The sequence below is a fragment of the Cylindrospermum stagnale PCC 7417 genome (assembly GCF_000317535.1).
In the GTDB taxonomy this organism is placed as follows: Bacteria; Cyanobacteriota; Cyanobacteriia; order Cyanobacteriales; family Nostocaceae; genus Cylindrospermum; species Cylindrospermum stagnale.
In genome coordinates this window covers 2,011,062-2,030,970 of sequence record NC_019757.1, presented here as the reverse complement: position 1 = coordinate 2,030,970, position 19,909 = coordinate 2,011,062, and the positions used below count along the sequence as shown (strand labels likewise).

Sequence of the window (19,909 nt, the reverse complement as noted above, 5' to 3'; positions counted from 1 at the left end):
CGACCTCCTCTCTAAATAAGGAATGAGGATTCATGCATACCACAAAGTGAACCGTTATCGCAGCCTACAGGATTTTTCTGGAGGTGCGAGAAGACGCTGTGCGGATAGTTGTTTCTCGTTGAATTATAGAGTCAAGACTTGTACATTGTTGGAGACATTTTAACAATAATTCAAAATCGCTAGATTTCTTGTCAGATCTGCCTTTTAACTTCAAACTTATTTTCCAAAAGTCAATAGATTCTTCATTTAATTTACAAAGAATAACAATTCGTAAAACTTATGGTTTGACTGTGAGTTCACTGAAGGAGGCAAGTATTCTGGCTTTTACTGTCGCGCTTAAATTGCTGTTGGCAAAAAAAACTGTCAAAAATATTACTTATTTTGAATAATATCTGAGACAGATAGAGAAAAAGTCAGGGGATGTGAGGCAGATTTCAGCTTTTGGGCTATAGTTCCCTAGAGACAGTTTGAGCCAAAATAATCTGTCAGTTGTTGAAGACTATCACTGGGTGCAAGGCATGAACTCTAGGCAAAAGACGGCATTAAAGAAACTCTTTCCTAAGAGTTTCCCGATCCTCAGGTGGGTAATAATATTCTTGCTAGCCTTGGGTTTAAGCAGTTGTGGAGAAAAAGCAGGTAGTCAAGAAGTACCCCTTAGTTACGGAGAAACCCCTCCCACAACGTCCCAGATTTCTCGGCAATTTTCGGAAGTTTCTCCACCAGAAATCATTCAAGAACTGCGCCCAGCTTTGGAAGGTTATCAACCACAAGTTGCCATAATTACTCCAGAATCCGGTGAAGTCCTGCAAGACAACACAGTTACAGTCCGCTTGCAAGTTAAGGACTTACCAATATTTAAAGACCAGCAATGGCAACTGGGGCCCCATCTCCACGTAATTCTTGATAACCAACCTTATATAGCTGTTTATGACCTGAATCAGCCCTTAGTTTTGCCAGACTTGTCCCCTGGTACTCATACCCTGCGAGTTTTTGCCTCTCGTCCTTGGCATGAAAGCTTTAAAAATGAAGGCGCTTACGCCCAGACAACATTTCACATTTTTACCAAAACCGACGAGAATAATCCCGATCCTAGTTTGCCTCTGCTCACCTACAGCCGTCCCAAAGACAACTATGGAGCAGAACCGATTTTACTGGACTTTTACCTCACTAACGCCCCTCTACACCTTGTTGCTCAAGATGATCCCAAGGACGAAATTAGTGATTGGCGTATCCGCTGCACGATTAATGGTGAAAGTTTCGTTCTCGACAGCTGGCAAGCAGTTTATCTCAAAGGCTTCAAACCTGGGAAGAATTGGGTAAAACTGGAATTCCTCGATAACCAGGGAAACCCTGTAAAAAATGCTTTTAACAGTACGGTCAGACTAATTACTTACCAGCCAAAGGGGAAGGACACCCTGGCGAGAATTGTTAGAGGGGAACTTAAAGCTGATGAAGTGCGCGGTATTGTAGACCCAAATTACACTGCTAAGGCTCGGGCTACTGAACCCACACCCACCCCTACTAAAACTCCTGCTGTTGAAAAAACACCCCAAGCACAGCCAAAGGTAGAAAAACAGCCTATTCCAGAAATTGAAATTCCAGAAACACCCACAACTCAACCTACACCTCAAGTACAGCCAGAGGTAAAGCCAACACCTCCCGCTGCTGAAAAAACGGAATTGCCGCCAGTGGAGACACCTACACCCCAAGCACAGCCAGAGGTAACACCAACACCCCCCGCCGCTGAAAAACCGACAGAAAAACCGGAATCGCAGCCAGTAGAGTTACCTACACCTCAAGTAGAGCCAGAGGTAATACCAACACCTCCCGCTGCTGAATTGCCGGAAGAAAAGATTACCCAGCCGGAAAAAACAGGATTCAGCCGAGATTTTCAGCCTCATCCTGATGCCAAGCCTCAAATTTCGCCTAGTCTGCCCCCGACGCTGCCAGAAATTATTGAGTCACCTGTACCCCAAGAGGTGACACCAACACCTGCTGCTGCTGAATTACCTGAAAAACAGAAAGGCCAACCATCGCCTAGCTTGTCGCCTGCACCAGCAGCACCGGAAAAGTCAAAAGGCGAAGTCCAAGAGAAATTGTGAGATTAACCAAAAATACTCAACTGTAATTTTTGGGATAACGCTTCGACAAAGGCCAGCGCCGCTACAGGATTACCCACACTATCTAAAGTAGGACTATAACAGGCGATCGCACCTTGATTTGGGACGATCGCTAACAGTCCCCCACCAATACCTGATTTCATCGGTAGACCAACCCTGACAGCAAACTGAGCAGAAACTTCGTACAATCCACAAGTTAACATCACAGCATTGACAATTCGCCGATGTTGTGAGTCTAAAAAATTATTTTCACAAGCTAAAAGTTTTCCCAAAAGGGCTAAGTCTTCTACCGTCCCAGACAAACAGCATATTTGCTCATATGTGTCAAGAGATATGTCTAAATTTTCTAGCTGTTCTTTTTCGGTAAGATAATTAGCGATCGCTTGATTACCCCTTGAGGGTATCGAGCGGACTGAAGCCAGCATCGCCTCATCTAACCTGAGATCACAACCAGCTGATTGGTTTAGCCATTGACAAAATAACTGAGTTTTATCACTAGCATCATTCCCCGGTAATTTATCAGCCAAAGTAATTGCTCCACTATTAATCATTGGATTGCGGGGATGTCCACCATCAGCCACCAGTTGCTCCAGTGAATTGAAGGGAGCATCTGATGGTTCAACGCCAACCCACTGAAAAACAGTCTCGGCTCCCAGGAGTTCTAACAGATAGAGTAGAGAAAATGGCTTAATCACGCTCATCAGTGGAAATACATAATTTGTATCTCCTTGGCTGTAACTTTTTCCCGATTCACAGCAAATATGAACCGCAAACCAATCAGGGTTAGCCATAGCCAAGCGCGGGATATGCGGAGGAAATTTTCCTGGCAATACCTGAGTTGTAGCTAGCTGTAACCAAGCTGATAAATCCCCAGCCGTTAGTGATTCCAGTCCTTTCAAAACTGTTATGCCTCTCAGAAAATTTTCAAGAATACCTCATGATTCCCCGTGTTAGAGCACCAGAACTACCGCAAAATTACCCTTGGCTGAACACCGAAAAACCCTTGTCTCTTAAACAACTCAAGGGCAGAGTCGTAATTTTGGACTTCTGGACATACTGCTGCATCAACTGTCTGCATATTTTGCCAGACTTGAAATATCTCGAACAGAAATATCAAAATAGTCTCACTGTTATCGGCGTCCATTCTGCCAAGTTTGACAACGAAAAAGAAACCGAAAACATCCGTCAAGCTATCCTACGCTACGACATCGAACACCCAGTTTTAGTTGATATTAATTTTCGAGTTTGGCAAGAGTATGCTGTCCGCGCTTGGCCTACCTTAATGGTCATTGACCCCCAAACTTATGTAGTTAACTATGTTTCTGGTGAAGGACATCGCGACAGTTTAGACCAACTAATTGAAAACCTGATTCATGAACACCGAGAAAAAGGAACGATTAATTTCCAAGAACTCAGCCTAACTTTAGAAAAACAGCGCCAACCATTAATCACACCACTAGCTTTTCCTGGTAAAGTCCTAGCGACACCAGCGGGTTTGTTCATTGCTGACTCTGGACATCACCGCTTAGTTATGAGTAGCTTCAACGGCGAAGTTTTCCATATAATCGGTACGGGAAAATCTGGCTTTACTGATGGTAACTTTAGCGAAGCACAATTTTCTGCACCTCAAGGAATGGCTTATGATGCCGAAAATCAAATTCTTTACGTTGCTGATACAGAAAATCATGCTTTGCGAAAAGTAGATATCAAGCGTCAAGTAGTAGGAACTATTGCTGGGACTGGTGAGCAAAGCCATAATACTCGTCCTCACAGCGGTGCTGCATTAGAAACAGCATTAAATTCCCCTTGGGATTTGGAGAAAATAGGAAATAGCCTCTTTATAGCAATGGCTGGAAATCATCAAATTTGGCAACTAGATTTAGAAAATCATATTGTCAAAACTTATGCTGGTACTGGTGGAGAAGGTTGTGTTGATGGTAATTTTACAGAATCTGCCTTTGCTCAACCTAGCGGCATTACTACAGATGGCAAAGAATTATTTATTGCTGATAGTGAAATTAGCTCAATTCGCGGTGTGGAATTGGGAGAAAATGGTAAAGTGCGGACTGTTTGCGGTGGTGGGTTTTTATTTGACTTTGGCGATATTGATGGACAATATTTTGATGTCCGATTACAGCATTGTTTAGGTGTAGATTTTTTCCAAAATCATTTGTGGGTAACAGATACTTACAACCACAAAATTAAATTAGTGAATCCCATTACAGGAGATTGTCAAACGGTTTTGGGGGATGGTTCAGCAGGTTTACAAAATGGTCAAGGTAAGAATACCCGTTTTTTTGAACCTTCGGGATTGAGTGCGATAGATTCATATCTATATATTAGTGATACTAATAACCATGTTATCCGTCGAGTAGATTTAGAGACGCTGGAGGTAACAACGCTGCAATTTTCTGGTTTATGTGCGCCAGAGGTGTGTATTCCAACGGTTTTTTATTAGTTTTTTTATAAAGAATGTAGAGACGTTGCATGCAACGTCTCTACAAAGGTTCTGCTATATCTATTGAAAGCATTTTTTGGTTAGGCTGGTTATTTTTTGTAGCTTTTGTTTACGTAAATTTACTATTTTAATGTTAACAAAATCGCCAGATAATCTAATGCTGTGGAGCAATATCAGGTAAAGTACATATGAATAATAAATTTATTCCTCTAGACTGTGATGATGATGTCGTACTTTTCTATAAGGATACGTTTAAAGTAAGTAGATTAAAAGAGTTGGTTTATTTAGAAATTAGGAATAAGTTAAATCAATATACTTACGATGAACAAACTAAAAATAGAGGACATCAAATACTTACATTACTCCACAATTTATCTATTGGTCAAGAGGGTATTAATTTCGATGAAATTCAATTTCATTCTGTGCTGAGTTGTCAGTTTCTTAAAATTGGTGGTAAGGGTTGGCAAAAAGGCAAAATAAAAATTCAGATGTCTAGCTTTTCTATGCGTAAAAAGCAACAACCTGAAATTTATCTGGAATTTTGTCCTGATGAGCCTGAAGAACCGGAATCACCTTTAGATGATATTCGTAAACTGATACAACAAGCTGAATCATAATTGTCATAAAACATGAATACTATATTTCACATTACCCAGCGCCAACAATGGCAAGATGCAAAAGTCCTCGAAAGTTATCGCGGTGATACGCTAGATTCTGAAGGATTTATCCATTGTTCTACAGCAAGACAATTAGTCAAGGTTGCAAATAGATTTTTTTCTACTCAAAATGATTTGGTAATTCTTTTTATTGACTCTGATAAGGTTCAAGCTGAAATTCGCTATGAATTGGCTGAGGTGGATGAATTGTTTCCTCATATATATGGTGCTTTAAATATTGATGCTGTGTTTCAGGTGATTGATTTTGAACCTGGGGAGGATGGTTTTTTTGAGTTGCCGCTAGAGGTTGTAAATTTATGATAACGTAGACGCGGAGCGGCGTGCCGCAGGCTACCGCAGAGGCGCAGAGGACACAGAGAAGAATATGGAAAATCAGGCTTTTGATGTGGGTGTGTATGTTGATCAAATGTCGCTGTTGTTGGATTTGGAGTTGAGGGATGAGTATCGTGATGGGGTGGTGGCGAATTTTGAGAGAATAAATGCGATCGCAAATCTCGTTAATTCTTTTCCTTTACCAGAGGAAGTTGAAGTTGCACCTGTGTTTGAACCATGAATGATGCTGTATCAATAGCTGCTGCTGTGCGCCAAGACCAAGTTAGCGCCGTGGAAGTAACTCAAGCTGCTTTAGCACGCATTGCGGCGCGGAATCATCAACTAAACTGTTTTACGGCTGTGACTGCGGAATCTGCTTTGGCTGATGCAGCGCGGATTGACAGGGAAATTGCTGAAGGTAATGATCCTGGTGTGTTAGCTGGTGTACCTTTTGCAGTCAAAAACCTCTTCGATATCGCTGGTTTAACAACTTTGGCGGGGGCGAAAATAAATGCTGAAAATCCCCCAGCAACTCAAGATGCAACCGCCGTCGCCAAGCTGAAACAAGCGGGTGCGGTTTTGATTGGCGCTTTAAATATGGACGAGTACGCCTATGGGTTTGTGACGGAAAATTCCCATTATGGCGCTACTCACAACCCCCATGATTTACAGCGGGTAGCTGGTGGTTCTTCGGGTGGTTCGGCGGCGGCGGTGGCTGCTGAGTTGGTTCCGCTGACTCTGGGTTCTGATACTAATGGTTCTATTCGTGTTCCGGCGGCTTTGTGTGGCGTTTTTGGCTTTAAACCAACTTATGGGCGGTTGTCTCGTGCTGGGGTAGCTTTATTTTCTAGCAGTTTTGACCATATTGGCCCTTTTGCTGGTTCGGTGCGAGATATTGCTACAGCTTATGATCTGCTTCAGGGGGAAGACGCACGAGATCCAGTTTGTACAAAACGCTTTCCTGAACGGTGTTTACCAAAACTAAATCAAGATATTTCTGGTATTAGAATTGCGATCGCAGATAATGATTTCACGCAAGGCGCAGAATCTGAAGCTTTAGCAGCGGTGCAACAGGTGGCGGAGGCGTTGGATATAACTGAGTTTGTGAGGATACCTGAAGCAAAACGCGCCCGTGCTGCGGCGTTCGTGATTACAGCTAGCGAAGGGGCAAATCTGCATTTAGCTAAATTGCGATCGCGTCCTCAAGATTTTGATCCAGCAACACGCAATCGCTTTTTAGCCGGGGCGTTAATTCCCAGTAGCTGGTACCTACAAGCCCAACGCTTTAGAAGATGGTATCGCGATCGCATTCGAGAAGTCTTTCAAAATGTCGATGTAATTCTCGCCCCCACCACACCAATCTCTGCACCGTTAATTGGTCAACAAACTATGATTTTAGACGGTGAAGAAATACTCGTCCGTCCTCATTTGGGAATATTCACTCAACCATTATCTTTCATCGGCTTACCCGCTTTATCAGTGCCCATTCAGCGTCCAAATACCTTACCTCTGGGTGTGCAATTGATAGCTGCACCCTACAATGAAGCTCTAATTTTGCGGGTTGCAGCGGTGTTGGAGGCAAATAGCATAATTTCAGTTTAAAATATGGGCATTGCTAAATAGTGATATGAAAAAATCCAAAAATCCTCACTCGCAAATAGCATTTCATCTCATAACTCAGCAACGCCGAAATTTGAAGTACTTGGATCAAACCCCATCAAAAGCTGGTGGATAAACAACCGTGCCTTTGTACTTTTTCTGATAGCTTTGCAGTCGTTTGACCATAAAAAAATCCTCTGGCACCGGAAACGGAGACTCGATTTCATAATTAACTGATGGCTCAAACCCAAAGCGATTATAAAACTGGGAATGACCCAATACAATAACTATGGCTTCTCCTCTAGCGTCTGCTGTTTCTAAACCTGCTTGTACAAGTGCGCTGCCAATTCCATGCCTCTGAAACTGGGGACGAACTGCCATAGGTGCTAAACCGAGTACCTGTAGAGTTTCTTCACCGACCAAGTCAATGTAGCTGAAAAGAATATGACCAACTACATTACCCCCAACCTCCGCAATTAAAGAGAGTTCGGGAATATAGCGATCAGAATTGCGAATCACCTCTACAAGTTTAGCTTCGTTCTCCTGACCAAAGCCTAGTATATTCACCTCAGCTATTGATGGGTAGTCTGGTAAAGTTTCACAGCGGATATTCATAAATTCAAAATTAATTCCATAAATACCCAGTTTAAGCGATATTTTGGAGGAATTTTGTTTTCAGGATATAGCTCAATATTTTGAAAGCTAATCTGATGATAAACAGCCTAGGAGCGCTATCTAAAATGATTTCGGTGCAACCGATATAGGCAGCCTCATTGAGGTTAGGTAAGAAGTGCTAAAGCGGAATCTGAATGACGAATTCTGCACCTTGACCTGGCGAAGAAATACACTGTAATTTACCGCCATGTTTTTCAGTCACAATCTGATAACTAATCGAGAGTCCTAACCCAGTACCCTTACCCTCTGGTTTAGTAGTAAAGAAGGCGTCAAATAGTCTTTTCCGTACTTCTTCTGACATTCCAAGCCCATTATCAGCAATGTGAATTATCACTTGATTGCCCACAATTTCGGTGCGAATAGTAATCATATTGGGATTCTTTTCAATGTCAGCAAATGCCTTGCCATTGTTAGACTCTTCCAACGCATCAATAGCATTAGCCAACAAATTCATGAATACCTGATTCATTTGCCCAGAATAACACTCAACTGGTGATAGATTGCCATACTCTTTGACAACTTGAATAGCAGGACGGGTTGGGCTTGCTTTCAGGCGATGCTGTAATATCATCAATGTGGTTTCAATACCCTCATGAATATCAACTGCCTTTTTGTCAGCGCTATCAGTGCGTGAAAAGGTACGTAGAGACTGCATAATGCCGCGAATGCGCTCAGTTCCCACTTTCATTGAAGAAATCATCTTAGGAAGGTCTTGTAGTAAGAACTCCAGATCAATTGCCTCAATTTCATCGACAATTTCTGCGGGTGGAGAGGGCAAGTGCTTCTGGTAAAGATCAAGCAGATTAATCAAGTCTTCAATATACTGATTGACGTGGGATAAATTGCCAGAAATGAAGCTAACAGGATTGTTGACTTCATGAGCTACCCCAGCGACTAATTGCCCTAAAGAGGAGATTTTTTCAGTCTGCACTAATTGCGCTTGGGTCTGCTGAAGTTGTTGCAAAGATTGTTGTAACTCCTGGGATCTTTCTTGTTCACGTGAGTAGAGGCGGGCATTTTCAATGGCGATCGCCGCCTGAGAAGTCAGCAGCTTCAGAATTTCCAGGCGATTACTTGTAAATGCTCCAGTGGCTAAGTTATTTTCCAGATAGAAAATGCCTGTAAATTTACCCTGGTAGAAGATGGGAGCGCAGACAACAGATTTGGGCTGATGTTGTTTTATATAGGGATCTTCTCTAAAGAGTGCTTCAGAACTGGCATCACCTATTACCAGAGTTTGCTGAGTTCTGGCGACGTAGTTAACAACAGTTATGGGGATATCTTGACTTGCTTCTACTGGCGTTGATTGTAAAACAACGAAAGAGGAGTTTTGGTCACTGTGAATAACTTCGATAAACAGTTGCTTCTCTTTTTCTAGAATTAGACAGCCCTTTTGAGCTGCAGCATTTTCTAGGATGATGGCTAACAATTTGGCGAGAAGTTTATCTAGAACAATTTCGCTACTGATAGCCTGGGAAAGTTTCATAACTGTAGCTAAATCTAGAATTTGACCGTTGCTAGTTGTGCTTCCCGTTTTTGTGGTTCTAATATTCCTGCTAATTGTCTTGGATGTATATAGATCGGACTCTGTAACCTGATCACTACGGATAATTAATTCAGGATACCGTTCCTCTAAATCTTGGACTTTAGCGATCGCTCCCCAGCTGTTATAGCTATAGTAGGCTTCGGTCATGTAAGTTTTGGCGATCTTTTCTTTGCCTAATGCTATGTAGAACTGTGCTGCTAGTTCGTTGGCAAGTGCAACTTCCTGAATATAACCATTTTCTGCAGCTCCAGAAATTGCGCGATCGTACAAATACATCGCTTGCACATCTTGCCCCAAAACTCTGGCTTTTTCTGCTTCTATTAGCTCATATTTATGTCGGTAGTTACAGGGAGCATGGTAGGCCCATTTTTTCATCTTATTCTGATTAAGTGCCACTTGCTTAAGGTATTGTTTTTGGTCAGAAGATGAAGTGTTTTTGAACTCAGCCAACAATGCCAAAGAATAGTAGAAGTTATTGACTAAATACATTAAGAATGCTGGATTATTATCTTGGTATTTTTCTGTAGTTAGCTTGGCGCTCTGAATAGCATTTTTATAATCCTGAAAGCAATAATAAAGGATGGTTTTACAAATGTAAAGAGCGCTTAACCAAGAATAATTTCCCTCAAAAACAGATATCATCTCTGTTTCATTAAATGCATCTCCTACTAAAATAGTTTTATCTAATGAGCGTCCTAAAAAGTTTAAAGAAGATTGTCGAAGACATCTGATTGCTAAAGCTGTAGGTTCTAGTTTTAATTGCCGCATTAAATCAACAAAATCTAATAATTTGTGCTCAACTATTTCCCTATTTTCTCCGCTCGATAACAAATGAAAACTTAAAGCAGTAGTGCAATAACTGGCAAATTCTATATCTCCAGTTTCCAAGCCCATCTGTATTCCTTCTTGCAAGGATATGATTGTTTCCTTCAAAGGATCTTTAAAGTGACGAATCATACTATTAAATACAAATAAGACTTTACATCTGAGCGATTTATCCTTCATCTTGTCCAGCACTGCAAGGCCTAACCAGCCAAATCTATAGCCTGCTTCTATATCTCCTAATTTGTCACATAACATAGCTCCATAAAAACTATATCCAAAAGCAGCAAAAGTTGAATTGTTATATTTCACTGATAATCTGACCATTGCCATAATAGCCAGTGGAAACTGCAAAGAACCTGATTGAGAAGCGGCAGGAGTGATCAGCATTAATATTTGCATAGCTGCCAGCTTATAGGGATCGGTCATTTGTGGCAAAGCAGCTAAATGTTCAATTCGTTTTCCAGTTAAAGTTAACTTAGTCTTTATTATTGCTGTTAAAACATCCAACTTCTTGGGTTTGTTCGGCAGTCGCACACCGAGGACTGTTAGAACTTTAACTCCAATATCTAAGGCTTCTTGTAGTCTATTTTGTGCAGTATAAGACTGGATTTGAATTTCATATACTTTGACTTTATCTAAAATACTATTAGCTTGTTGAAGTGTGATATTTGCTATTTGTCTTGACCTTTCAAAGTTGCCATTCAAATACTCTACTTCTGCTGTTTCTCTATGCAGATAAAGTATGAGTTCATAGTTATCCTGCCAACTATTTACTGCTAAAAGGTTCAATCCCACATTCAAATACTTGATAGCCGCTTCATAAGCATTGCATGTTTTAGCTTTTTTACCAGCCAAGAGATTAAGTTTCGCCAGTTCATTTTTTTCGGCTTGGTTTGCTAGTAAATCCACACCAATATTTAGTTGGTTGACAATATCTAGTACGTTCTCTACTATTACTTCAGGTGGGGTCTGTTTTAGAAGTAATTGACCTATTCTCAGATGAGTTATCTGTTGCTGATTTTGAGGAATAAGTGAATAGGCAGCTTGCTGCACTCGATCATGTAAGAATTTATAACCTACCCGTTTTGTATCAAAAGTGAAATTAACTGCTTCTTCCTGATTAAATACTAAGGGAATCCGGTAAGCCTCACTTAATGGCAAGATTAATCCAGATTCTAAGGCCGCATATAGTTCACTGGCGGTACTTGCAGGTGACTGTTCATTCACAATTGACAGCATATCCAGCGTGAATTTATCCCCTATACAAGCTGCTAATTTCAAAACTCCTTGTGTAGCTTCTGGTAGTTTTTTAATCCTGCTGGATACCAGCTCGACTACACTCTTATCCGTGATACCAATGGCTTGGATTTCTGTAATACTCCATTGCCATGAAGCAGTAATAAAGTCAAATTCTAGCAGTTTTTCTTGATAAAGTACCTGGAGTAATTGTGTCAAGAAAAAAGGGTTTCCACCTGTCTTATTAAAGATTAATTCAGCTAGTCCATAGCTTTGTTGTGTATCATCATGCAATGTTTCAGCAACTAAGCTAGTTACATTGGTTATTGTTAACGGTTGCAATACAATGTTATTTATGAAGGTGTCAGTATTCTCAATTTCCTCAATTGTCTGTCTTAAGATATGCCCACCATTGACTTCATTATCCCGATATGCGCCTATGAATAGCAGATATTTGCTGTCGGGGTCAGTAATTAACAGTTGCGTTAACTTCAATGTAGCGGAGTCTGCCCATTGCAAGTCATCCAAAAATATGACTAAGGGATGCTCTTTTTGGGCGAAAACACGCGTAAATCCTGAGAAAACACGATTGAAGCGGTTTTGAGTTTCGGCTGCGCCTAGTTGTGCTACTTCTGGCTGAGATCCAATAATCAGTTCTACTTCAGGAATTACGTCAATAATTACTTGTCCATTTGCTCCAACTGCGCTAAGTATTTTGCTTTTCCATACATCAATTTGGGCGGCACTTTCTGTAAGTAACTGCTGCATTAAGGAGCTAAAAGCTTGAATCAATGATATATAGGGAATATCCCGCTTGAATTGATCAAATTTACCACTCACAAAGTAACCTTTTGAGCGGGTTATGGGTTTATTAACTTCGTTGACTATAGATGATTTCCCAATCCCTGAATAACCAGAGACTAGCATTAATTCGGTGCTTCCTTGACTAACACGATCAAAGGCTGATAAGAGTAAATGAACTTGAGGTTCTCTACCATAAAGCTTTTGCGGGATGAGCAACTGACTGAGAATATCTAAGCGTCCTGGAATAAACTCAGTCAACTCATTTAGATTTTTCAACTGGTTTTGACAAATTTCTAAGTCGGCTACAAGTCCAGCTGCACTCTGATATCTGTCTTCAGCATTTTTGGCCATCAGTTTCATGACAATAGAACAGATAGCTGGTGGCACTTCTGGCTTCAATTCTTTAATTGCCGAAGGCTGTTTGGCAAGATGACAGTGAACCAACTCTAGGGGGTCATTACTTTGAAAAGGTAATTGACCCGTTAAGATTTCATAGAAGGTGATACCTAAAGAGTAAAAATCGCTACGATAATCTACGGGGCGATTCATTCTCCCAGTTTGTTCTGGGGACATATAGGCGAGAGTACCTTCTAGTTGAGTGGGGTTAACGAGTTGCGGTGTTTCTTTATAAAGGCGTGAAGAGATACTGAAGTCGGTAAGCTTTACTTGTCCTGAAAGCTGGTTAATGATGATATTAGCAGGCTTAATATCCTTGTGAATGATCCGGTTATTATGCAGTGCTACCAAGGCTTGTGCCAGTTGCAGGGCAATGCTTAAAAAGGTAGCCATATCTAATTTTTGATGGGAGAGCAGCTGCTTGAGCGACTGTCCACCAAAGTCTTCACATACAAGCACTAAACGATTTTGATGGGTTTCGAGCCTCAAAAATTTGACTATGCCCTCAATATCTAGGTTTTCCGTCATTTTGTATTCGTGCTTGAGACGGGCAATGTCATCAAGGGTGGGATAGTCAGCTTTGAGGATTTTGAGGATGACGGGTTGAGCGTCGAGTTGCGCTGTACCTCGATAGATAATAGTGTGAGCGCCCTCGTGGATGATTTCGGTCAGGTCATAACCTGTAAGTATTGGGGATGCAAGCATTTCCAAATTTTAGCGGGATAATAGTGTGCCATATTTAGAATGCCCGCTTATATTCTTTTTTAAACAAATTTAGTATAAATAAAATTTTTCGGTACAGATTAAAAATAGTTTAATACCGTTGCCCAGAAGTCAAAAGTCTTACATTGTATGCTTTTCGTGGATTTTGAATGGTAGCGTTATTTCCGTCCTCGTGTACTAGATTTTAGCTTTGCTTTTTTACTCTGACCAAAGTAAAATCTCTGACCCTTGTATTGAGATAATTTTGCCAGTTAAGGTGTTTTGTAGAATTTAAATCCGGGTGAAATTGCTCAACCCAATAAACACTCTAATTTTCAGAGCAGTCTTGATACCCAGCAGCTATGTTGCGAAGAGTATATTCGCTGCCTCCATTTAGCCGCACCCAAGGGTGGGTGTCGGCTAGCGATCTTTAGTTTGCTTGGACGTAAATTTACTGAGGAGATATGTTTGACACTTGGTTACATGATGGACCAAACTTGATTTTGCCTAATTTGTTAATCTGTATTCTTTAAAAACAAGTCTACAGCTTTGGCATTCTGTTATCTCAGTGAATACACGTTGACCTTCATAGTGAAAATCATCGTAGTATACAGGGGCTATACCTTCTACTTCTTTAAATCCCAAACGTTTGGTATTAATTTGATGGGCAATGTGTCCCGTTGATTCTCCAATGCTGCCCACATAACCCTTTTTATGGGCGATGCTTTCTGCTATCTTAATTAATCTCACTGATAGACCTGCATACTCTTTGTAGACACCTACCATAAATATGTGATATAACTGACCTGATTCAACTGGATATTGTTGCTTGTATGCTTCGTCAAGACTACCTAACAGTTCAAAAATGGGTAAAAATTTAGAGGATACAGTTTCAATTCTTTCTGGTGGCTCAGTCACAAAATCTTCACCAATCAAAACACCTACTACTTTGCCATTTATTTTATCCAGAGCTACCAGTGAAAGCTGATCATTAACTGCTTTTTTTAATAAAATTTCGGCAAAATATTTAAACTCCTCCAAGGTAATTTTTAATGCTTGTGTCATGGGTTCTCTGGACTGAAAAGTGCTAGAAAGGCATTCAATGGCACTTGCTAAATGTTCCTCTGTCAGAATCTGATAACTAACATTTTTGCGGGATAATTCTACTACCGTTGATGTTTGCATTTGTTTCTCCAAATATTTCTAATTCATTAAAAATCGTTGCTTTTTGCACTGCCTTGCTCAGATTTAGACTTACGCATTTCCATACAGTTATGCTATTTTGAATGAATTTTAGACCCCCATAGGGGTCAGGGCTGTTTCATTCCCTTAAAGCCTCATAATGTCAAGGGTTTATTTTAGCGATTGCGCTGAATTTCCTAGGCAAAATCTGAATTCTCTGGGTCTAAATAAAGGGTTTTCCATCACTTTTGTCCAAAAAATTATCGCTAATGATATTGACAAACTTTCCCTCCTTATCGAATGAAACAGCCCTGCCATAGGGGTTGTTCTCAAAAAAGAAAATCTTCAATATCCAAAAATCATCTGCATTTGGCTCATAATGATAGTTGCATAGTGGTGCGTAAGTCTTACAGATTAATTTGAGGGTGTCATCTACCATTGATACTCAACTGAAATTCTGGCCAATTGTTAAGGGGTAATTAGTCATAACTTTCCAGTAACTACCAATCAAGGATCACCCAAGTTTGAATTCTAACGACAACTTGATAATACAACCACCCGAAAGTCTTGAATTATTGCTATTAGCTAACTAACCACTAATTGCTAATCACTATTTTTGCTGAGAATAATTTTTGTCTATCGATTTAGCAAGTTTATTCAGTCGACTGATTGTTTCTCGAATATCTTGTACCGTAGTGCGAGGATTTATAGTACACATACGGATAACTTTACGATCTTTCAAGATCGTAGTGTTGACTAGTGCAAATCCCTCAGTAGCTGTATCATCTACAATTTTCTGGTTGATGGCATTGATGTATTCACAAGACCGTCCCACAGGAGCATAGCGAAAAGTAATCACACCTATCTGAGCCGAAGTTATTACTTCCCAATCAGGTAAATTTTGCAACAAAGTTTCAATAAATTCTGCCAGTCCTATACCCCAGGAGATTGCCTCTCGAAATGCCTCTACTCCAAAAGTCTTCAATGACATCCATAGCTTCAAAGAGCGGAAGCTACGGGTTAATTGAATGCCATAATTATAGAAATTGACTTCTTCTTCCTGACGATTTACATCTTTGAGATACTCTGCTTGGCAAGCAAAAGTTTCTTTCAACCAAGAGTTATTACGAACTAATACACAGCCAATTTCATAAGGTTGAAATAGCCACTTATGGGGATCTATCGTCAAGGAATCAACACGTTCTAGTCCTTTGAGCAAAAAACGACCCTGTTCGGAAAGAATTGCGGCTGCACCATAGGCTCCGTCAACATGTAACCAAAGTTCCTCATGTTGACAAAAATCTGCTAACTCAGAAAGTGGATCGATTGCTCCACTGTTGGTTGTTCCTGCATTTGCGACTACACAAAAGGGTTTTTTCCCTGCTGCACGATCAGCTATGACTGCTTGCCGCAGGTGTGTTACAGATAAACGAAAATCATCGTCGGTAGGTATTTTGCGAATCTGCTCTGGTTTAAACCCTAATATCTTTAGAGCTCGTGAAATTGATGAATGTGTTTGCTCTGAAAAATAAACAATTGCATTCTCAATCTGATTGTTGAGCTTTACCTGACGTGCAGTTGTTAAAGCTGTGAGGTTAGCTATCGAGCCACCGCTGACAAAAATTCCGCCTGCTGTATCTGGTAACTTAAAAATTTGTCGCAACCAATCAATGGTTAATAGCTCAATTTCTGATGCACCAGACCCTACTAACCATGCACCGGCAAACGTATTAAATCCAGATGCCAGAGTGTCAGCCATAACGCTGACAAAGTTACTCGGACCAGGAACAAAAGCAAAGTAACGTGGGTGATCTGGGTGAGCGATATTGCTGAAAACATCTTGCTGAAGCTGTTGAAGTATGTTTGCAGGATCAGTACCCGATTGAGGAATTGGTTGACTTAGGCGATTTTTTAACTCTGCTCGGCTAGCTTTGCGTGCTACAGGCTTGTTGGGTACACTTTCAAAATGTTCAACTAGCATATCAATAACTTGATATCCCAACGTCTGCATTTCTGTGCGAGTTAGCTGAAGGTTTTTCTTAGAACTCAACCCAGGAAATGACTTACTACACTCGTTTGTACTGGAATTTCGGCGCTTAATCTTGGCTACACCAAACCCTGGAGTAAGTCTGTAACTAACGAGTGTTTCCTGAATTGGTTCTGTTTGAGCTTGTACTTTTTTCATTAATAGAGACACCTTAATTTACGAAAATTGATTCGCGTTTTTCAGCGATACTCAGCCGAAATCTACACTATCCAGTGAAAATAACCACGAATAGTGTTTGCAGAAAGAAGAAACATTCTTTCTGGTTTTTAATTATTGACGTGTATACCTAAGTGCGATTTAGGCAGTTGCCATCTCGTTTATCAAAACAGGGGTTTTAGCTTAAAGGCTATCAGATTAGATTGTCTCAGTATATACGCCAGTAGTCAAGATACCGCAAAAAGAATATTACCGCGTTTTTACTACATTAATTCTAATAAATGTAGCTATTGATACAGTTTTTCCCTTAACTAAGATGCGGCAACAAGGTTTGTTTAATCCACTCTGGTCTTGGTATGGTTGGATAAATTTTCATGATAGCTCTGAGCTGTGCCCTCTTTTGCTGATTTTTGCGGCATCCACTAAGTTAAATGGGTAACAATAAAACTATACATTGAGATACTGATATTCGCAATTACTCTCAGCCTTATAGAGAAATTCTTCATCATCTCTTTAATAAATTGGCTGCATAAAGACTGCGAGCTACTACTGAAGTTTATATTTTTTAAAAAGTTTGATGTTCCCGCTTTCAGCATATTGTTACAAATTTTCATAATCAGTATTCTTGATGAAAATCTTCTTCCAAAATCAGGCAGGAGCAGAATTTACAAGTGAGGGTATTTTACTCTCATCAAATAAAAATAAATTTGCTTAGAAAGCGCCTATTTATAGGTAAGCTGTTGAGAAAGCAAATCCAATTACTTACGTGCTGTAAATTTGCCGGATACGAGCAGTAAAGATTGAAAATAGACTAAATTGCCACTATTCCCATAGTCTTATGCGTGATTATGGCTGAAGGTGCCGGATGGAAAACCCAAGCTATAAAATAAATTAGCAAGTAATAGAACATTATTGTCAAATAGGCAATGAGTGTGGTTAAATATTGGGATTTAATGGCGGATGGAGCCTAGAACATGGGCAATAATTATTGCTAAACTATGTCAAATGCTGGTGGTGTATCGAGGATTTTGAAAAGCTTTTTGGCGTGCTAATAGTTTTGTTTCCATGTGACTAACTCCCAATATAGTTGTTTGAATCCTGGTGCAGCACTGGACTATACTATCAGCTATCTCAATCATGAATCTTCATACTGTGGGCATATTGAATAACTAAATTACAATGTAATATTGTTGTAGTTGAAAAAAGTTATTCTCTAGGCGAGTTAGAGAAAATATTCAGCTAATCAAACTATGGAAACCTACGATTGGATTGTGGTTGGTGGTGGGATTACGGGTGCTGCACTCGCCTATGAACTGGTAAAAGCAGGCTTTTCCGTAATTTTACTAGAGCGGCAGGGAAAACCACAGAATGCAACTCGCTATAGTTATGGTGGACTTGCCTATTGGTCGGGTACAACACCAATGACATGCCAACTATGCCGAGAAGCGATCGCACGTTACAAGATCCTGTCTCAAGAGTTAGACGCTGATATCCAGTTTCGTGAATTAGACTTATTACTGACTATTCCTGCTGACAGCGACCCAGAAGTAACAGCTGCATCTTACGCCCATCTTGCCACTCCACCTCGTTTACTCACCATTCAAGAAGCCTGTGAATTAGAACCATTATTAAACCAAAAGGCGATCGCAGGTGCCTTAACTATCAAACATGGTCATATCCACCCAGAACAAACTACGCAAGCCTACATCCAAGCTTTTCTGCATGCTGGGGGAAAAATGCAAATTGCCCAAGTGCTGGAATTACAAACTACTCAACAAGCAGAGAAGAGAACCGGAGGTGAAGTGAGGTTTACAGGTGTAAAGACCACCACTGCAACCTTCCACAGTGCCAATATTGTGATTTGCGCGGGTGGACTTAGCCGACAACTACTAAAATCTGCCGGCATTCCCATTCAGCTATATTTTTCTCACGCAGAGATCATTAAAACCCCACCGGTTGATCTACGTTTGGACACCTTAGTGATGCCAGCTAATCTGCAAAGATTTCAATTAGAAGCTGAATCTACCCAAGTTGATGAATTATGGAATGAACCGGGTAATCAGCCAGTAGCACCGATTTTAGATGCGGGTGCGGTGCAGTTTCTCGATGGGAGTTTGGTTTTGGGTCAAATTAGCCGTACTCTCACAGATCCTGATGCGAAGGTTAACTCTGAAGAAAGTGAAAAGTGGTTGCGTCAAAGCGTCGGCGAAATTTTGCCAGCTTTGGGGGATTTACCAGGCACTTGGCATCATTGCTTAGTGGCTTTTAGCAACAATCGTCTCCCCTTAATTGGCGCTATTCCAGGATTTACAGGTGTTCATGTTTTCTCTGGTTTTAGCAACCCGCTGGTGATTGTGCCGCCTTTGGCAAAGCGCTTTGCTAAATTCATAACTGGGGAGGAAGATGAAATTATTGCCTTGATGTCTCCTACCCGTTAGCTGTTTAATTTCACTCCAGGTATTTTGATCTCGATGGCGTCTGCGGCAATTAGGTCTGCTGCTTCTTGCAAAAGCTGATGCTGTTCTTGCTGAATTTCTTCTAAGCGACGGGAAATTTCGGCTAATCGTTGCTGTTTAGTTTGGTAAATTGCTGTATAGCTTACAGGCATTACTTCTGAGGTTTTCGCACCTGTGATTTGCTGCACAGCTAAACTACCAACTTTTGTCAAGGAGAGAAAGCTAACTTTAATCAAAGACTGAAGTAATTTTAAAGGAACTTGCAGTATTGACCAACTGGCTGTTTCAATCAAGCGGACGATTGCTTTAATGATGCTCCAAGCTATAGCGATCGCAAATAGCAAAATCACTAAACTGATCATAGGGTGATTAGTCGCCCAACTCAGTGTTTCCACTAACCGAAAAAATACGGGGTGTTTTGCTAACCAATCCCCAACAGCAGAAGAAATTGTTGTTTGAATCGCTCCTGACGTTGTACTCTTAATTTCCTCAGCTGATTGCCAGCTATGTTCTAGAGCACCTTTAGCTTGCTCAATAGTTGTAGTAACTGCATTAATTGCCTTGTCGGTACTTTGAGTTGCTGTTTCCTGCAAAGACACTCTAAATTGATGCGCTGAATTAGCTAGAGAGTTAATACTGGCATTAGCAGAATCTTTGAGAGTTTGCCAACGTTGGGAAACTCCGTCAGGCAAATGTATGTCTATTTGGAGTGCCATAG

General features: G+C 40.7%; 13 protein-coding genes. 7 read left to right on the top strand and 6 right to left on the bottom strand.

Features of this window, described 5'->3' with window-relative positions:
* Nucleotides 1–518: 518 nt before the first annotated feature.
* Nucleotides 519–2,102 carry a hypothetical protein gene (locus CYLST_RS08340; protein WP_015207275.1) on the top strand — a complete coding sequence of 528 codons (1,584 nt, stop codon included), beginning with the start codon at nt 519–521 and terminating at the stop codon, nt 2,100–2,102.
* A gap of 2 nt (nt 2,103–2,104) precedes the next feature.
* On the opposite strand, the gene CYLST_RS08335 is transcribed toward CYLST_RS08340, so the two are convergent.
* Nucleotides 2,105–3,019: a glutaminase gene (locus tag CYLST_RS08335; protein ID WP_015207274.1), complete on the bottom strand. Its 915-nt coding sequence runs from the start codon at nt 3,017–3,019 to the stop codon at nt 2,105–2,107.
* A gap of 38 nt (nt 3,020–3,057) precedes the next feature.
* Between CYLST_RS08335 and CYLST_RS08330 the strand changes: the two genes are divergently transcribed.
* The 5 genes from CYLST_RS08330 (at nt 3,058) to CYLST_RS08310 (ending at nt 7,169) form a co-directional block, all read left to right on the top strand.
* The gene (locus CYLST_RS08330; protein ID WP_015207273.1) at nt 3,058–4,578 is read left to right on the top strand and encodes a thioredoxin-like domain-containing protein; all 1,521 of its coding nucleotides are present in this window, start codon (nt 3,058–3,060) and stop codon (nt 4,576–4,578) included.
* A gap of 188 nt (nt 4,579–4,766) precedes the next feature.
* Nucleotides 4,767–5,195, top strand: a complete 429-nt coding sequence (locus tag CYLST_RS08325; protein ID WP_015207271.1) for a KGK domain-containing protein — start codon at nt 4,767–4,769, stop codon at nt 5,193–5,195.
* 12 nt (nt 5,196–5,207) lie between these two features.
* Nucleotides 5,208–5,555, top strand: coding sequence for a DUF952 domain-containing protein (locus CYLST_RS08320; protein ID WP_015207270.1), 348 nt, complete (start codon nt 5,208–5,210; stop codon nt 5,553–5,555).
* A gap of 64 nt (nt 5,556–5,619) precedes the next feature.
* Entirely contained in the window at nt 5,620–5,808 is a 189-nt protein-coding gene (locus tag CYLST_RS08315) for a DUF4089 domain-containing protein (protein WP_015207269.1), read from the top strand.
* On the top strand, nt 5,805–7,169 hold the full coding sequence (locus CYLST_RS08310) for an AtzE family amidohydrolase (protein WP_015207268.1): 1,365 nt from the start codon (nt 5,805–5,807) through the stop codon (nt 7,167–7,169). Before CYLST_RS08315 ends, CYLST_RS08310 begins: the two co-directional genes overlap by 4 nt.
* 105 nt (nt 7,170–7,274) lie before the next feature.
* On the opposite strand, the gene CYLST_RS08305 is transcribed toward CYLST_RS08310, so the two are convergent.
* The 4 genes from CYLST_RS08305 to CYLST_RS08285 all read right to left on the bottom strand — a co-directional run bounded on the left by CYLST_RS08305 (nt 7,275) and on the right by CYLST_RS08285 (nt 16,717).
* Nucleotides 7,275–7,781 (bottom strand): GNAT family N-acetyltransferase, encoded by a 507-nt coding sequence (locus CYLST_RS08305; RefSeq protein WP_015207267.1) that lies wholly within the window; start codon nt 7,779–7,781, stop codon nt 7,275–7,277.
* 178 nt (nt 7,782–7,959) lie between these two features.
* Nucleotides 7,960–13,353 (bottom strand): trifunctional serine/threonine-protein kinase/ATP-binding protein/sensor histidine kinase, encoded by a 5,394-nt coding sequence (locus tag CYLST_RS08300; RefSeq protein ID WP_015207266.1) that lies wholly within the window; start codon nt 13,351–13,353, stop codon nt 7,960–7,962.
* Nucleotides 13,354–13,857: 504 nt separating this feature from the next.
* A complete protein-coding gene (locus tag CYLST_RS08295) occupies nt 13,858–14,535 on the bottom strand; it encodes a hypothetical protein (RefSeq protein ID WP_015207265.1) in 678 nt (225 codons plus the stop codon).
* A gap of 607 nt (nt 14,536–15,142) precedes the next feature.
* Nucleotides 15,143–16,717, bottom strand: a complete 1,575-nt coding sequence (locus tag CYLST_RS08285; protein ID WP_015207263.1) for a pyridoxal phosphate-dependent decarboxylase family protein — start codon at nt 16,715–16,717, stop codon at nt 15,143–15,145.
* A gap of 1,268 nt (nt 16,718–17,985) precedes the next feature.
* Here CYLST_RS08285 and CYLST_RS08280 point away from each other — a divergent pair.
* On the top strand, nt 17,986–19,173 hold the full coding sequence (locus tag CYLST_RS08280) for an NAD(P)/FAD-dependent oxidoreductase (protein WP_015207262.1): 1,188 nt from the start codon (nt 17,986–17,988) through the stop codon (nt 19,171–19,173).
* Here CYLST_RS08280 and CYLST_RS08275 read toward each other — a convergent pair.
* Nucleotides 19,170–19,907 (bottom strand): hypothetical protein, encoded by a 738-nt coding sequence (locus CYLST_RS08275; RefSeq protein ID WP_015207261.1) that lies wholly within the window; start codon nt 19,905–19,907, stop codon nt 19,170–19,172. The genes CYLST_RS08280 and CYLST_RS08275 overlap by 4 nt on opposite strands.
* Nucleotides 19,908–19,909: the final 2 nt, after the last annotated feature.

Excerpts from the sequence above, each read along its gene's own strand:
- CYLST_RS08285 (WP_015207263.1), bottom strand. The coding sequence starts at position 16,717 with ATGAAAAAAGTACAAGCTCAAACAGAACCAATTCAGGAAACACTCGTT.
- CYLST_RS08340 (WP_015207275.1), top strand. The coding sequence starts at position 519 with ATGAACTCTAGGCAAAAGACGGCATTAAAGAAACTCTTTCCTAAGAGT.
- CYLST_RS08300 (WP_015207266.1), bottom strand. The coding sequence starts at position 13,353 with ATGCTTGCATCCCCAATACTTACAGGTTATGACCTGACCGAAATCATC.
- CYLST_RS08275 (WP_015207261.1), bottom strand. The coding sequence starts at position 19,907 with ATGGCACTCCAAATAGACATACATTTGCCTGACGGAGTTTCCCAACGT.
- CYLST_RS08330 (WP_015207273.1), top strand. The coding sequence starts at position 3,058 with ATGATTCCCCGTGTTAGAGCACCAGAACTACCGCAAAATTACCCTTGG.
- CYLST_RS08320 (WP_015207270.1), top strand. The coding sequence starts at position 5,208 with ATGAATACTATATTTCACATTACCCAGCGCCAACAATGGCAAGATGCA.
- CYLST_RS08295 (WP_015207265.1), bottom strand. The coding sequence starts at position 14,535 with ATGCAAACATCAACGGTAGTAGAATTATCCCGCAAAAATGTTAGTTAT.
- CYLST_RS08280 (WP_015207262.1), top strand. The coding sequence starts at position 17,986 with ATGGAAACCTACGATTGGATTGTGGTTGGTGGTGGGATTACGGGTGCT.
- CYLST_RS08305 (WP_015207267.1), bottom strand. The coding sequence starts at position 7,781 with ATGAATATCCGCTGTGAAACTTTACCAGACTACCCATCAATAGCTGAG.
- CYLST_RS08310 (WP_015207268.1), top strand. The coding sequence starts at position 5,805 with ATGAATGATGCTGTATCAATAGCTGCTGCTGTGCGCCAAGACCAAGTT.
- CYLST_RS08325 (WP_015207271.1), top strand. The coding sequence starts at position 4,767 with ATGAATAATAAATTTATTCCTCTAGACTGTGATGATGATGTCGTACTT.
- CYLST_RS08315 (WP_015207269.1), top strand. The coding sequence starts at position 5,620 with ATGGAAAATCAGGCTTTTGATGTGGGTGTGTATGTTGATCAAATGTCG.